This window comes from Streptococcus caecimuris, assembly GCF_943193075.1.
GTDB lineage: Bacteria > Bacillota > Bacilli > Lactobacillales > Streptococcaceae > Streptococcus > Streptococcus caecimuris.
On record NZ_CALPCT010000001.1, the window covers coordinates 77,502 to 93,017 of the forward strand.

The 15,516-nt window shown below is 41.9% G+C and carries 14 protein-coding genes and 1 pseudogene; 8 read left to right on the forward strand and 7 right to left on the reverse strand.

Annotation, left to right across the window (positions count from 1 at the left end):
- Positions 1-97: 97 nt before the first annotated feature.
- The 4 genes from NFR56_RS00370 (at position 98) to zwf (ending at position 3,911) form a co-directional block, all read left to right on the forward strand.
- On the forward strand, positions 98-250 hold the full coding sequence (locus NFR56_RS00370) for an SPJ_0845 family protein (protein WP_176744619.1): 153 nt from the start codon (positions 98-100) through the stop codon (positions 248-250).
- A complete protein-coding gene (locus NFR56_RS00375; protein WP_251457013.1) occupies positions 250-1,155 on the forward strand; it encodes a permease in 906 nt (301 codons plus the stop codon). The genes NFR56_RS00370 and NFR56_RS00375 overlap by 1 nt, the downstream gene beginning before the upstream one ends.
- Positions 1,152-1,967, forward strand: coding sequence for a TIGR03943 family putative permease subunit (locus NFR56_RS00380; protein ID WP_251457016.1), 816 nt, complete (start codon positions 1,152-1,154; stop codon positions 1,965-1,967). The genes NFR56_RS00375 and NFR56_RS00380 overlap by 4 nt, the downstream gene beginning before the upstream one ends.
- A 477-nt stretch (positions 1,968-2,444) precedes the next feature.
- Positions 2,445-3,911 (forward strand): glucose-6-phosphate dehydrogenase, encoded by a 1,467-nt coding sequence (gene zwf, locus NFR56_RS00385; protein ID WP_023918710.1) that lies wholly within the window; start codon positions 2,445-2,447, stop codon positions 3,909-3,911.
- 91 nt (positions 3,912-4,002) lie between these two features.
- Here zwf and ftsY read toward each other — a convergent pair whose 3' ends face one another.
- Genes ftsY through rnc form a run of 5 tightly spaced genes read right to left on the reverse strand, consistent with a single transcriptional unit; the run spans position 4,003 to position 11,504 of the window.
- Positions 4,003-5,661: a signal recognition particle-docking protein FtsY gene (gene ftsY / locus NFR56_RS00390; protein ID WP_251457019.1), complete on the reverse strand. Its 1,659-nt coding sequence runs from the start codon at positions 5,659-5,661 to the stop codon at positions 4,003-4,005.
- Positions 5,662-6,483 (reverse strand): Cof-type HAD-IIB family hydrolase, encoded by an 822-nt coding sequence (locus tag NFR56_RS00395; RefSeq protein ID WP_251457022.1) that lies wholly within the window; start codon positions 6,481-6,483, stop codon positions 5,662-5,664.
- On the reverse strand, positions 6,480-7,286 hold the full coding sequence (locus NFR56_RS00400) for a Cof-type HAD-IIB family hydrolase (RefSeq protein WP_024054730.1): 807 nt from the start codon (positions 7,284-7,286) through the stop codon (positions 6,480-6,482). The genes NFR56_RS00395 and NFR56_RS00400 overlap by 4 nt, the downstream gene beginning before the upstream one ends.
- On the reverse strand, positions 7,276-10,812 hold the full coding sequence (gene smc / locus NFR56_RS00405) for a chromosome segregation protein SMC (RefSeq protein ID WP_134974109.1): 3,537 nt from the start codon (positions 10,810-10,812) through the stop codon (positions 7,276-7,278). Before smc ends, NFR56_RS00400 begins: the two co-directional genes overlap by 11 nt.
- Positions 10,803-11,504: a ribonuclease III gene (rnc, locus tag NFR56_RS00410; RefSeq protein ID WP_134974110.1), complete on the reverse strand. Its 702-nt coding sequence runs from the start codon at positions 11,502-11,504 to the stop codon at positions 10,803-10,805. Before rnc ends, smc begins: the two co-directional genes overlap by 10 nt.
- A gap of 303 nt (positions 11,505-11,807) precedes the next feature.
- On the opposite strand from rnc, the gene NFR56_RS00415 reads away from it, so the two are divergent.
- Entirely contained in the window at positions 11,808-12,332 is a 525-nt protein-coding gene (locus tag NFR56_RS00415; RefSeq protein ID WP_134974111.1) for a DUF8453 domain-containing protein, read from the forward strand.
- Between the two features lie 31 nt (positions 12,333-12,363).
- Here the strand turns inward: NFR56_RS00415 and NFR56_RS00420 are convergent, their stop codons facing one another.
- Together NFR56_RS00420 and NFR56_RS00425 are read right to left on the reverse strand one after the other, a co-directional pair.
- Positions 12,364-12,507, reverse strand: a complete 144-nt coding sequence (locus tag NFR56_RS00420; protein WP_251457025.1) for a hypothetical protein — start codon at positions 12,505-12,507, stop codon at positions 12,364-12,366.
- A 14-nt stretch (positions 12,508-12,521) separates the two neighbouring features.
- On the reverse strand, positions 12,522-12,734 hold the full coding sequence (locus tag NFR56_RS00425; RefSeq protein WP_420910730.1) for a helix-turn-helix domain-containing protein: 213 nt from the start codon (positions 12,732-12,734) through the stop codon (positions 12,522-12,524).
- A 124-nt stretch (positions 12,735-12,858) separates the two neighbouring features.
- On the opposite strand from NFR56_RS00425, the gene NFR56_RS00430 reads away from it, so the two are divergent.
- The 3 genes and pseudogenes from NFR56_RS00430 to NFR56_RS00440 all read left to right on the forward strand — a co-directional run bounded on the left by NFR56_RS00430 (position 12,859) and on the right by NFR56_RS00440 (position 15,368).
- The gene (locus NFR56_RS00430) at positions 12,859-13,626 is read left to right on the forward strand and encodes a DUF4393 domain-containing protein (RefSeq protein WP_134974112.1); all 768 of its coding nucleotides are present in this window, start codon (positions 12,859-12,861) and stop codon (positions 13,624-13,626) included.
- A 675-nt stretch (positions 13,627-14,301) separates the two neighbouring features.
- Positions 14,302-15,096 carry an XRE family transcriptional regulator gene (locus NFR56_RS00435; protein WP_251457028.1) on the forward strand — a complete coding sequence of 265 codons (795 nt, stop codon included), beginning with the start codon at positions 14,302-14,304 and terminating at the stop codon, positions 15,094-15,096.
- 1 nt (position 15,097) lies between these two features.
- Positions 15,098-15,368: pseudogene (locus tag NFR56_RS00440) on the forward strand (DUF4177 domain-containing protein).
- The last annotated feature ends 148 nt before the right edge of the window (positions 15,369-15,516 follow it).

Below are 15,516 nucleotides of genomic sequence, written 5' to 3' on the forward strand. Positions count from 1 at the left end.
ATAATTTTGGCCCTATGGTTCTTTCCTTTTATGCTCCATTTCCCCCTTGCTCTTTCCTTTTTGTTATAATGAAAGAAAATAAAAAGGAGGCCCAACAATGGCTATTAAATTCTCAAAAACAGATGATCTTGATAAAATGTTTGAAAATTTTGCGAGTTTTCCGGATGTAGAAAAGAAAGTAGAATTTCCTGAAGAAAAAAAGAAGAAGGCAGAAACTGCTACCACTAAAGAAGCAAAGAAGGCTAAGTAATGACATTCTTTCAACACCTTCCCTCTAGCGTCTTGCAGGCTGGGGCTATTTTTCTCTCGATTATTATCGAGGCCCTACCTTTTGTCCTAATCGGAAGTATCATTTCAGGGATTATCGAGGTCTATATCACCCCCGAGAGGGTCTACCACTTTCTTCCCAAGAATAAATTTGGGCGGATCTTCTTTGGGACCTTTATCGGCTTTATCTTTCCTTCCTGTGAATGTGGAATTGTTCCCATTATCAATCGCTTTCTAGAAAAGAAAGTCCCAAGTTATACTGCTGTTCCCTTTCTGGTGACAGCACCTGTCATCAATCCCATCGTTCTCTTTGCGACCTACTCAGCCTTTGGGAATTCTGTCAAGATGGCCCTCTACCGCGCCCTTGGTTCCCTACTGGTCGCAACGGTGCTAGGGATCTTTCTTGGTTTTATTCAGACAGATTCGATCCAAAAAGAACATCGTAAGGCTGTACATGAACATGATTTTAGGGACTTGAGCAAAGGTCAAAAGCTCTTCCAAGTCTTGGTGCAAGCGATTGATGAATTCTTTGATACGGGACGCTACCTGGTATTTGGTTGCCTCTTTGCCAGCCTCGTCCAAGTCTATGTCCCAACACGGATCCTCACTTCGATCAGTGCGACACCAGTTATTGCTATTCTCCTTCTCATGGTCTTGTCCTTTCTCCTCTCACTTTGTAGCGAGGCGGACGCCTTTGTTGGATCCTCTCTTCTGACGAGTTTTGGAGTAGCGCCGGTTCTTGCCTTTCTGGTGATTGGGCCTATGCTTGATGTCAAAAATCTCCTCATGATGAAAAATTATCTCAAGACCCGTTTTATCTGGCAATTTATCGGGATTGTGAGTGGAGTTGTGCTCCTTTATGCTTGGTTTGTGGGGGTAGTGCTATGATTCGTTTCTTGATATTAGCTGGCTATTTTGAGCTCACCATGTACCTACAATTATCTGGTAAGCTCAATCAATACATCAACTTACACTATTCTTACTTGGCTTATATTTCCATGTTCTTGTCCTTTGTTTTAGCTCTTGTGCAGCTGATCATCTGGGTCAAGCAGATGAAGATCCACAGTCATCTCTCTGGCTTCTGGGCAAAAGTGGCGAGTATTTTCTTGCTCTGTATTCCTTTGTTTGTCGGACTATTTTTCCCTACAGTGACACTGGATTCCCAAACGGTTTCTGCCAAAGGCTACCACTTCCCGGTTGCGGCTGGTTCTTCCAAGGAAATCCAGCAGGACGAAGGGACAACAACCCAGTATCTCAAACCAGATACTAGTAGCTATTTTACCAAATCTGCCTATGAGTCAGAAATGAAGGAAGCAGCAAAGAAATATGTGGATAAAAAGGTGATCCAGGTGACCACTGAGAATTACATGGAAGTCATGGAAGTGATTTATGATTATCCTGACCAATTTGCGGGGAAAACCATCGAGCTGACCGGTTTTGTATACAATGACCCCAATAACAAGGACAGCCAATTCCTCTTTCGCTTTGGGATCATCCACTGTATCGCAGATTCCGGAGTCTACGGTCTCTTAACGACTGGTGCTCCGCAGCATTTCGAAAACAATACCTGGATCCATGCGAAAGGAACCTTGTCCATTGAATACCACAAGCAACTTAAGCAAAGCTTGCCTGTCCTCCACATTAGCGATTGCCAGACCATTACAAAACCGGATAATCCATATGTCTACCGCGTATTCTGATGGAGCTTCCGTTGTAGATCCAAACATCTTATAACTTTTCAAGCTAGAATCCACATTGGTTCTAGCTTTTAGAACGTTGACAAACTTTTTTTGTAAAATAAGTTAAGTGATTTTATTAAGAAAGAATAATGTGTTCCAATTTTTTTATGATCAAGAAAATACCGAAACTTTCCGCCGTGAGAAAAGTGCCTGAAACGTTATTGTTTCAGGCACTCGGAATTATTGAGACCTTAGGCTCAATAATTAGTCTTGGAACTTCGAAGAAGTTCGCTGACGTCCGTACTCACTTAAGGAAAGTTTTTTAATACTTTGTTTTCAAAATGAAAGCTAGAACGCTCCTTCGTTCTAGCTTTTTCTATGCTTTCCTCTCAAATCCTCTAATCCAAGCGGAAAATATTCGGAACAACGATTCCATCAAAGAAATCTTGTGGATTTTATGGTAAAATATGGTTAATAAAATAGGAAATAGGTACTTAAATGTCTTCAAAAGTTATTGTAACCATTTTCGGGGCCAGTGGAGATTTAGCCAAGCGCAAACTCTATCCATCCCTTTTTAGACTCTATAAATCAGGAAATCTATCTGAAAACTTTGCGGTTATCGGAACAGCCCGCAGACCATGGAGCAAGGAATACTTTGAATCAGTCGTGGTAGAATCCATCACAGACCTGGCAGATAGCCCTCAACAAGCCCAAGAATTCGCCAGTCATTTCTACTACCAAAGTCATGATGTTAATGATACCGAACATTACATCGCCCTGCGCGAATTGCAAAATAGCTTGGATGAAAAATACCAAACGGAACACAACAAGGTCTTCTTCTTGTCCATGGCTCCTCAATTTTTTGGAACCATTGCTAAACACCTCAAATCAGAAGGCATTGTGGATGGACAAGGTTTTGAGCGCTTGATCGTTGAAAAACCTTTCGGTACAGACCTAGAAACGGCTAGTCAGCTCAACAAGGAATTGGAAGAAACCTTTGATGAAGAACAAATCTTCCGTATCGACCATTACCTTGGAAAAGAAATGATCCAAAATATCTTTGCCATTCGTTTTGGAAATCTTATTTTTGATAATCTTTGGAATCGAGATTTTATTGACAATATCCAAATTACCTTCGCTGAACGCTTAGGAGTTGAAGAACGCGGTGGCTACTATGATCACTCGGGGGCCCTTCGAGATATGGTGCAAAACCATACCCTTCAGCTTTTGTCTTTGCTTGCCATGGATAAACCAGCTACCTTTACCAAGGATGCGATTCGGGCTGAAAAAGTAAAAGTATTTGAGCAATTGCACAATCCAACAGATGACGAATTGAAGAAATTCTTTATCCGTGGTCAATACCATTCAGGTACGATCAAAGGGAAAAAAGATATCTCTTATCGCAGTGAGCCCAATGTCGACCCTGAATCTACTACGGAGACCTATGCTTCTGGTACGTTCTTTGTTGATAGCGATCGCTTCCGCGGTGTGCCTTTCTTCTTCCGTACCGGAAAACGCTTGACGCAAAAAGGAACCATGGTCAATGTGGTCTTCAAGCAAACCGACTCCATCTTTGGACATAGCTTGCAACCAAATGTCTTGACAATTTATATCCAACCAAATGAAGGTTTCTCATTGAGCATCAACGGAAAAGAGGTCGGAGAAAAATTCAGCATCGCACCAATTTCCTTTGATTATGAAACAGATGCGACTGCAACTGGGGCTTCACCAGAGCCTTATGAAAAATTAATTTTCGACGTTTTGAACAATGACTCAACCAATTACAGCCACTGGCACGAAGTCCGTGCTTCATGGCAATTGATTGACCGGATTGAAAAACTATGGGCCGAAAATGGAGCACCACTCTATGAATACAAGTCTGGATCCATGGGACCAACTGCATCCGATGATCTCCTTGCAGAATACGGAGCCGAATGGGTTTGGAAACCTGAACCTAAGAATTAAGGAAAGCCACCTTCGGGTGGTTTTTTTGATAGCGCAAGGAAACAAAAAGACAAATTGTTCTTCCAACAATTTGTCTTTTTCTATTCGACTCTTAAATCAAGCCTTCCAAGAGGCCTCTCATGAAGTTTTCTGAGTGGAATGGTCCGATGTCATCAATCTTTTCTCCGAAACCAATCAACTTCACTGGAATGTCCAACTCTTCACGGATCGCAAGGACGACCCCACCTCGAGCCGTTCCATCGATCTTGGTCAATACAATTCCTGTCACAGGCGTAATTTTTGAAAATTCTTTAGCTTGCACCAAGGCATTTTGACCGGTTGATGCATCGAGGGCTAGCAAGGTTTCATGCGGAGCATCAGGTACCACACGCTTGATAATGCGACCGATTTTTTCCAGCTCGGCCATGAGGTTGTCCTTGTTTTGCAGACGACCAGCTGTATCAATCATCAGAACATCAATGTTTTCAGCGATCGCGCGTTCCATTCCATCAAAGACGACACTAGCAGGATCTGATTTTTCAGGACCTGTCACAACTGGAACATCTACGCGGCGTCCCCATTCTGCCAGTTGAGCTACTGCTCCTGCACGGAAAGTATCTGCTGCAACCAACATGACTTTCTTGCCTTCTTGTTTGTAGCGGTGGGCTAACTTCCCGATAGAGGTTGTTTTACCAACTCCATTGACCCCAACAAAGAGCATGACCGTAAGACCATCTTGAAAACGAATGGCTTCATTAAATTGGCCATCCTTTTCATACAAGTCCACCAATTTTTCGATGATCACGCGCTTGAGAGCATCTGGTTTTTTGGCATTTTCCAAACGGGCTTCATAGCGCAACTCTTCGGTTAAATTAGAGGCCACTTGAACCCCTACGTCACTCATGATCAAGAGTTCTTCCAATTCTTCAAAGAATTCTTCATCGACTGAACGGAAATTGGCAAAGAAGGCATTGAGGCGTGCTCCAAATCCAGTTCGTGTCTTTTTCAAGCTACGATCGTATTTTTCCTGAATGGTTTCTTGCTGAGGCTCAACCTCGTCTTGAATTGGCTCCTCTGCCTCTTCAACAGTCTTTTCCTCAACGACTGATGCAGCTTCTCCTTCCGGAAGTCTGGACTCGGCTTCTGCTACTTCTGAAGTTTCCTCCACTTGAGCGATCGTTTCTGATACTTCAGGTTCTGAAACCTCATCCTGAGCTTCTACTAGTTCTGGAGCCTCCTCTTCTGTCGTGTTCCCTTCTACTAGCTCAGCTTCAGATGATGGAGAGGCCATCGATGACTCTTCTTCCATTTCTGAACCATTAGCCCCATCTGCTTCCTCACCATTTTCAGTAACTTCCGCTTCAATTTTCACTTCTTCAAGAGGCTCAGTCTCCGTTTCATCAGCTAGTGGTGAAACTTCTTCAGGACTTGCTTCTGTTTGAGCAGGTTCAAAGGCAACTGGAGACTCCTCTACCGGTTCTTGAACTTCAGGAGTCTCTGAAGTTCCTATTTCTTCAACAAGAGGTTCCTCTGCCGGCTCTTCTTGAGCAACGGTTGAAACAGGTTGATGAGTGGCTGCAATTCGCGCTTTGAGCTCTTGGTAGTAAGCCTCCATATCAGCGATTTTTTGCTCTTCCTTGTCATTTTGGGTAGCCGTCGGCTCCTCTTTGACAGTTTCTTCAACCTCCGTACTTTCCGTCACTTCTTCAGAAGACGGAAGCACTTTTTCAGTTTCTTCTTTTTTTCCAAATAAACGATCAAATAATCCCATTTATTCACTCTCCTTTAGCACATAATTTTCAATCGCCCATGCGACGGCATCTTGGTCATTGGTCACAGGGGCCACAAGCGTTGCAACTTCCTTCACTGCTGGAATCGCATTGCCCATGGCAACCCCCAGTCCAGCCCATTGTATCATAGACAGGTCATTGGCTTCATCTCCACAGGCCATGACTTGATCTGCCTCAAGACCCAAAATAGAAGCCAGAGCTGCTAAGCCCGTTGCCTTATGAACATTTTTAGGGCACCATTCCAGCAACATTTCCCGAGATTTAAAAATTTCATAGTCTTGAAATAAGTCCGGCTTGATCTGCTTGATCGCTGCATCTAAAAAGTCTTGATCGATGGCTGTCACACACTTGTTGTAGGAAATCGTGGATGGCAGGTCTTTAAAATCTGTCTCAATAAAGTTCAGGTAGGGATTGTAAAGGGAATAGAGAGACTTTCGATCTGCATGAATCTCATAAACCGTTCCCTCACTGATAGCATCCAGCGGAAGGCCTAGACGGGCTGTTTCATCATGAATGGTTGCGACATCTTCTGGTGCCAAGACAACTTTTGAGAGGATTTCTCCATTATTTCGCTGCACTAGACCACCGTTGAAGGTAATCGTATACTCTTCTTTGAGGCCTGCTGTTCCCAATTCTTCCAAAAGAAAATCCATGGCTTTCAAGGGACGACCAGTGGTTAGAACCACCTTGACACCTTGGGCCTGTGCAGCAGCGAGGGCTGCTCTATTACGAGGGGAGATCTTTTTTTCAGAATTGAGAAGGGTCCCATCTAAATCCAGCGCAATCAAGGAAATCTGACTCATACAATTTCCTCCATGTAGCGGAGGACAGAACCAGTCGCATGGTGGCCGATAACTTTTTCAGCAATCGCCAAGATTTCAGGACGTGCATTTTCTGGCGCTACAGGATGGCCCACGACTTGCATCATATGGAGGTCATTTAAGTTATCCCCGAAAGCCATCACCTGATCCATCGAGATCCCTAGTTTATCCGCTAAGGCGGTAATGGCCACTCCCTTATCGACATAATCGAGGACAATATCAATCGATTCAAAACCTGTCGTCATCGCTTTGACACCGGGGATATTCTCAGTGACCCATTGCTCACCTTCAAGCACAAGAGCTGCATCAAAGTTGGTGGTCAATTTGAAAATTTCATCCTGAATATCCGCTAGACTTTTCACTTTTTGAATATTTTCATTGTAGTGTTGACTCAAGGCCAGATAGTCGGGATCTACTGTTTCTAAGACATAGCTCCCTTTTTTCCCAGTCAAAAGAAGCTTATTCGGGTCTGCATAAGGAGAGGATTTCAAAGCCTCAAAAACACCCAAATAAAAGTCTTTGGACATGGTCGCTTCGTAGAGATCTTCTCCATGAAATTCTACCACACTACCATTTTCAGCAATGAAAATCATCTGGTCCTCAAATCCTTTAAAGAGGGATTTGAGAGAAAGGAGGGCACGGCCACTCGCAGCAGCAAAATAGATGCCTTTTTCTTTGCAGCTTGCTAATACCTTGCGTAAAAGGTCTTGATCGTACTGATGTTGGTCATTTAGAAAGGTTCCATCCATATCCGTAGCGATCAATTTAATATCATTATTCTTCATTTTCTAAGTCTTTCAATTTTACTGAGACGATTTTAGAAACCCCAGATTCCTGCATGGTCACACCATAGATGGAATCTGCAGCTGACATGGTTCCCTTCCGGTGCGTCACGACAATAAATTGGCTTTCCTTATCAAAGCGGTTCAGATAATCTCCAAAGCGCTTGACATTGGCCTCATCTAGGGCAGCCTCTACCTCATCTAGAATGACAAATGGAATGGTCTTGACACGAATAATCGAGAACAGGAGAGCCAAGGCAGACAAGGCCTTTTCTCCACCACTCATGAGGTTTAAGGATTGGATCTTTTTACCAGGTGGCTGCACAGAAATCTCAACACCAGCTGTCAGAAGATCTGGCTCTGTCAGAATCAAATCAGCAGAACCCCCACCAAACATTTGACGGAAAGTGACTTTAAAGGATTCACGAATGGCTTCAAAAGTTGATTTAAAGCGTTCCTTGACCTCGTCATTCATGTCGTTGATGGTAGACAGAAGCATATTTTTCGCAGCCAAGACATCCTCACGCTGGCTGGAAAGGAAATCAAAGCGCCCCTTCACCTCGTCGTACTGCTCGATCGCATCCACATTGACTGGACCAAGTGCCTTAATATCTTTTTCGATGCTCTTGAGCTGGTTTTCAGCTGCTACAAGATTTTCAACAGGTTTGGCCTGTTCTTTGGCTTGGTCAAAGCTTTGCATGAATTCATCGGTAATTTGCGTTAAGAGTTTGTTCAAACGATCCGCATGCTTTTCACGTGTCGCTTCAGCCTTGGCTTGTTGACGAATCCACTCTTCGTTTTTCTTGCGCGCTTGTTCCATCTGTTCTGCCACATCTTCGGCCTGGCCTTCCAAATCATCCAGCTCAAAGCGTTTCCGAATGACTCCTTGTTCCAAGTCCGTTTTCTTGGCTTGTGCCTGCGTCAATTGGTTGGCTAGCTGCTCCACATCCACTGTCTGAACTTTGGCCTCGCCTTGTTCAATCAGCAATTGCAACTGATGCTCTTCTACTTCCAACTGGGAGATCGTTTCTTCCAAGCGACGAGCATCTGTTTGCTCGTAGCTTTGTTGGCTCAACCATTCCGTCTGTTGAAGTCGCAATTCTGCCAATTGCTCTTGCAGGTTTTGTACCTTTTGTTGCAGAACATCTTTATCCGACTTCATGGTTTCAATGTCGCGATTCAGATTTTCTTTTTGAAGCTCAATTTTTGCTAATTGCTCAGTAAGGGATTCCAGCTCTTCTTGGAGAGACTGGGTCGCATCTGTTGCCAATTCTGACTTCAAAGCTTCTAAGAGTTCCTGAATTTCTTTCAGTTGCTCTTGGCTTTGTTGGTAGGCCAATTGGGCCCGCTGTTGCTCTAGACGCGCTTGCTCACCTTGGCTTTGAATAGAGGCCAGGTATTCTTGCGCCTGCTTGAGCAGATTGTCCTTGGTCTCGACCTCCTGCTCTGCTTCTCTCAAACAAGCATCCAGAGCTTGCATTTCCTGCTTCAAACTATCCAATTCTGGTTTGACAAAGACCGTATTTTGGGAACGATTGGCACCACCGGCATATGATCCTCCGGTCCGCAATTCAGTCCCATCCAAGGTCACCATCCGAACTTGATAATTGACTTTACGGGCCGCCTCACGCGCATGCTCCGTCGTATCAAAAATGGCCGTTACGCCAAGCAGGTTTTGGAAAATCTGTTCAAAACGATGCTCATAGGTCACTAAGTCACTCGCAATTCCTAGAAATCCTGCACTGGCTTGAATCAATTCCAGATTCCGAGGGGATAGTTGACGGGCTTTGATGGTCGTGAGCGGAAGGAAAGTTGCACGTCCCAAGCGATTGCGTTTCAAGAAATCGATCGCTCGTGTTGCCGCCTTTTCATCCTCGACAATGATCTGTTGGCTGCTTGCCCCCAGAGCAATTTCAAGCGCTGTCTGGTAGTCTTTTGAGAAACTCAAATTCTCACTAACAGCCCCACAGATGCCTCCTAACCGTTCTGCTTCTTGCAAAACGCTCTTGACTCCTGCATAGAAGTTACTATGGTTCTTCTGAATAGCTTCCAAGCTATTGATCCGCGCCCGTTTGTTTTTGCTCTCATCCATCAAGTCAAACATGGCCGTCTGAGCCTCTTGGTAGGCAACTTTGGCCTGCTCCACTTTTACCAATTGCTCTTGATATTCTACTAGTAAACCTTTGACCGTCGCTTGTGCCTGCTCCAACTCTTCCAATTGTCGGACTTCTTTTTCCTTGGCAGTTTCAAAGTTTGTTTGTGCCTTGGTCAAATCCTCTTGACGATGGCTAGATTCTTGTAGAAGTGCTTGGATCCGGCTCTCAATGGCTGTCCGCTCATTCGATTTTTCAGCCTCTGTCTGCAAGAGCGCGACATACTGCTCGCGTAGATGCTCAATAACTTGTTCCGGATCTTCTTCGTAGTTGGCTAATTCTTTTTCCAACTCTTCTTGTTGCTGACGGTTCTCTGTCAGTCTTTGGTGAAGCACAGCTAGCGTCTCTTGTTTTTGAGCCAGCTCTTGTTTCGCTTCTTCCAGACGGGCCAAAACAGTATCCAGCCGCTCAAGATTTTCCCTGCGACTATGGGCTGCTTGACTCGATTGCAACTTAGCTACTTCGATTTGCTTTTCCAAATCACTGATCAAACGAGTAACCTCAAGTAAGCTGGCCTGGTCCTCAGCTAAACTTTCATCCAACTGATGGCGGGCTTTCTTGATACGTACATTCTCTTCTTCTAAGACCTGACGACGTTGGTAATAAGAAGCCAACTGTTCTTGAATGGCCTTTTCTTCTTGATCAGCCTTTTCATAAAGGTCCTTTGTCAAATCAACTTGAGCAACTAAAACATCCAGCAATAGAACCTGCCGTTCTTGGTCTAATTCCAAGAAACGGCGAGCGACAGTCGCTTGCTTTTCAAGAGGTTGGATCTGTCCTTCTAATTCATAGAGGATGTCCTCCAGACGGTCCAAATTCTCCTGGGTTTGGTTGAGTTTGGTCTCGGTTTCCTTACGCCGCGTCTTAAATTTCAAGACACCAGCAGCTTCTTCAAAGATAGCCCGGCGTTCTTCCGGTTTGGAGTTAAAGATCTCCTCTACCCGTCCTTGGGAAATAATAGAGAAGGAGTCACGTCCCAATCCCGTATCCATGAACAAATCATGAACATCTCTGAGACGTACTTTCTTGCCATCGATCTTGTACTCGCTGTCTCCTGAACGATAAATATGCCGTTCGACACGAATTTCTTTACCAGCCTGTTGGATAAAACCATCCTGGTTATCTAAGACAACTGTGACACAGGCATAATTTAGCGGTTTTCGCGATTCTGTCCCTGCAAAGATGACATCAGGCATCTTGCCCCCACGTAAACTCTTGACACTAGATTCCCCCAGGGCCCAGCGCAAGCTCTCCGTGATATTTGATTTTCCAGATCCATTGGGCCCTACAACAGCAGTGACTCCTTTGTCAAACACGACTTTTGTCTTATCCGCAAAGGATTTAAAGCCTTGGATTTCAATCTCTTTTAGATACATGGCCCATCATTCCTCGTTTCAACTGCATTGCGGGCTGCTTCCTGCTCCGCTAACTTCTTGGAACGACCATGACCATGTCCCATCGTTTGACCGTTCACGAACACTTCTACTTCAAACTCTTTCGCATGAGCTGGACCGGACTCGCTAACCACTTGGTATTGGATCTCCACATCTCCGTGAACCTGTAACAGTTCTTGCAGGCGGGTCTTGTAGTCAATGACTTGAGAAAATTGACCCGTTTCAACCTTGGGAATCATGACCTGATAGATGAATCGTTTGACTGCTTCCACTCCTTGATCCAGTAAAAGAGCACCTAAAAAGGCTTCAAATAAGTCACCAAGAATCGTATCACGGTCCCGGCCACCAGATTTTTCTTCGCCCTTGCCCAGTTTGATGAAATGGTCAAATTGGCAATCCCGAGAAAAACCAGCCAGACTTTCTTCACGGACAATCATAGAACGGAATTTGGACAAATCTCCCTCCGGTCTGTTTGGGTGTTCCTTATACAAATATTCGGAAATAACTAATTGAAGAACAGCGTCTCCTAAAAATTCCAAACGTTCGTTATGTGAAATTTTTAAGAGGCGGTGCTCATTGGCATAAGAGGTGTGAGTAAAAGCGGTATCTAATAAACTGCTATCTGAAAAAACGATCTGAAACCGTTCCGATAACAGGGTTTGTAATTTCTCCATGGGAAGCCTACTTTCTAATAAATTTATACTCTTAAGTATACCAAAATTTTAATACGATTACCATTAGATATCCGTTAGATACAGTTGATTGCTTTTACTATATTTCAGGTGTGCTTGGATATTGATCCAATAAGTTGAATATCACGTTTGTAAGTTTGCTCCATGAATTTTAAGTTTCTTCAACTTTCACGTTTCTATATCTTACCAACTTAACATTCATTTCTTATAGAAGGTTTTATTTCTTGCACCCACTTATTTTTTTACCCCTTTCTGATATAATAGTCACAGAAAGGAGGGCTTTATATGCCTTTTACTGAACTTGAAGTCCAAACTTGGACATTGTATACAACTGTAGTTATTGCTCTAGTAGGGTTCTTTTTTAATATTGTATCCCTTCATCGCACAAAACGAGCTGAGGAAGATATGGCTAGGCCATATGTAAATGTCTTTGTCGATTTATTTGAAATAAAGGACCGACAAAGAGTTTATGTAATTAAAAATTTCGGTAAGACACCCGCCTACATTACAGACATAACTGTTATTGGAAATCTGGGTATCTATAATCAGCATAATTTTAAATCTCTTGTTGGAAGCATGATTGCTCCTGGTCAAAAATTCACTTCTAATATTGAAGATGATTTTAAAGGATCATCGAAAATCACGATTTCATACAGAGATAACAATAGGAAAGTATACCAAGATACTTTTACACTGGATACAAATATAGGTTTGACTATGTCATACACTCTAAATGAATCTAACAAAACAGATGAGATTCCAAGCACTATAAGACAATCTACAATGGCGCTGTTACGTGCGTTTCGCTAATTTTAGTTCCATTGTCATAACAAACTACAGTTCAAACATCTCCACTTGTTTTAATATTGATATGTACTTTTTCATCGTCAAGCGTGTTGGCGATGATTTTATTTTTTGCATCAATAGCGTCATTAATATTATTTGCATAAATTTCGTATACAACATCAACATTTGCATTAGCCATGTAATTTTCACCTCCTATCTAAATTCGTCCAAGCTGACCTCCAGTGCATCAGCTAATTTGCACATATTCGTCCAAGACATCTCTTTCAATTTACCAGCCTTTAAGTTGGAAAAATTTGATTGAGAAATACCCGATTTTTTAGCTAGTCGATATACTGACCAGCCTTTTGATTTTAATTGTTGTTCAATCTTTTCCCAAATTTTTAACACTATATGTTGTGTATCCACAACACATTCAATCCTTTCTAGTACTATATATTGACAAATAAAAGCTTTTACATTATAATCTATCTTGACTGAGACCTCTCACCGTTTTAGTCAAGAATTTAATAGAAAGAACGAAATAATAATTATGGATCCTAACCAATTTCAAGACTTCCTTCCTCTTATTACAGGATTTTTAGGAGGAGCTACTTCAGCCGGTGTGTTCGCTGGACCTATTCAAACATTACAAGATTGGTGGTATATCAATTACGGCCATAACGTTTCTAATCAAGCAGCATTATTACGTGCAAAGAATGAAATAGACGTTGAAAATCTCAGAAATAGCACACTTCAAGAAGTGGCAGCTATCCCGCCAGAAAATATCCAAGAACCGCCTCTAAAAATATTAGGTCCTGCTTTGGAAGCATCTAAATATTATATTGAAGAGGAAGAGCTTCGCTCTATGTTTGCGAAAATATTAGCAAGTTCATTTGACGATCGAAAGAACTCAGTCATACACCCTTCTTTCGTTGAGATTGTTAAGCAGTTAGACGTAACAGATGCACGTATTCTCCAAGTCTTAAAAGAACATGATTACACAACAGGCTCCCCAATTCCTTGCATGAAGGCTGTAATAAATTCCGACAGTGGTTCTAAAATAATATTCCCAATCATCTACTTTATAAATGGATCTGAAGGGATTAATGAACTCGCCCCTTCTCTATCGAACTTAGAACGGCTAGGTTTGTTAAAGATTAATGATGATAGATATTCTGCAAATGATTCAAATTATGATTTCATTAGAAGCAGCATCGCTGTTCAATATATTCTTCAGGACCATCCTGAAGTAAGTGTTGAAAAAATGTGTTTTTCTATCACTCCTCTGGGGAAGAATTTTTTGGAAGTCTGCTTGTAATTGATTTGGCGAATTCTTCTACACTTGATTTTTCAAAATCCATATATTTTTTATATAAAATATTTACTCTGTGTATATGGTAGTGCATCATTGTTGTTGAAACGATAAAAGATGTTAATATTGAAATGATTAATGTTTCCATAGTATCTCCTTTCTTGTGACATTAAACAGAGCAGTTCTCAGAATTTCGTTGAGGGCTGTTCTTTCTACTTCGTCCGCCATTTCTTGAACCTCCTACTTAATTAAATTTAAAATTACAATTACAATAATCGCTCCTACTGCGATTAAACCACCGATTTCCCATCTTTTGTCGTCCATTGCTTTTCTCTGGACAGTATGCTAAACTTAAGTCGTAGGGTTGGGGCTTTCGCCCCTCCTACAACTTCGAGAGCAACTCTTATTTGAATAAGAGTTGGAGAATCACGGCTATCAGTGCGATGATTGCCGATATCACTGTGGCTCTTGGTTGACACAACCAAGGGTCTTTTTTCTTTTGCCTTCGGTTCAGCATACTGTCCTTCCTTTCTTTTGTTTTGGGTTAATTCCTTAACCTTGACTATAATATCTCATTAATGAGATATTGTCAATAATTTTTTTTATTTTTTTTAAAAATTATTTTTGTTTTATATAAAATTGTGGTACAATCTCATTAAAAGAATATAGGAAGAAACAATTATGGTAGGAAGAGATAAACTGACGCCTCTTGAGATAGAAATGCGTTTAAAAATTGCCAATGAGTTAAACAGACTTAAAAAAATGGCTAAACTCAGTCAGCAAGATATTGTTAGAGAATCTGGAATATCACAAAGCACATTGAGTCAGTATTTTTCTGGAAAGAGATTGCCGTCTAAGACAAATAGTAAGAAACTAGCTGACTTTTTTGATGTTCCTGTTGAGCAAATCGATCCTCGATTAGATACTACTTCTTCTATTGTAAAAAACGAAATCGCACAAAAAATTGATAAAGTTGTATCTAAACTCGACCCAGAACCATACCAGCGTAATGTACTGACTTGTGCAGAGAGGCAACTTGAAGAACAAAAGCAAGCTAAGAAGAGACTTGCTGAGGTGCATGATATAGTCGTAGAGTATGCATCATATAACTACTACGACCAACCTGTATCTGCTGGTACAGGGCAATATCTAAACGAAGTCCAGATAGAGACAATCCAGTTGCCTGTGAAGGTGGACGCTGACTTTGTTTGTCCGATTTATGGAGATTCCATGGAGCCAGATTATAAATCTGGGGATTATGTCTTTGTTAAATTGACGGTAGAACTTCCAAGTGGTACGGTTGGAGTATTTGACTACGAGGGAGAAGCCTATATCAAACAGCTTATCATAGAAAAAGACAAGGCTTATTTGAGAAGTTTTAACAAGAAATACAAAGATATACCGATCAATTCGGACAGTGATTTTAGGATAATCGGTAAGGTCGTGGATGTGTACAGGGAAGAAAGAGAGAAATAATATGGGATTTTTTGATAATGTTAAACAAGAAAGTTCTTTTTCTGGAGCTTCAGGAGCAACTGGATTGAACTATGTTGTGCTTCAAGTAACACTTAAAGAAAAGTTATTTGGTACTGGATCTGGAAACCTCACTGAACTTGAAGATGTGATTAACAAACAAGTTGCCAAGGGATACCGACTCCATTACCATTAGTACAGCTAACGGGGGCAGCAAGGGCCTAGGTGGAGGAGATCGCATCCAGGCTACAATGGTGTTTGAGAAAATTATTTAGTTAGATTTTTTTATTATCACCTTCACAAAAGATATTGGAGAAAATATGAAAGAAATAATTTATTTAGATACAAATCTAGTTAATTCATTATTAGCACAATTAGATCTATGATCCAGGAAGAGTTTAAGAATATTGTAGGAGCGTGAAG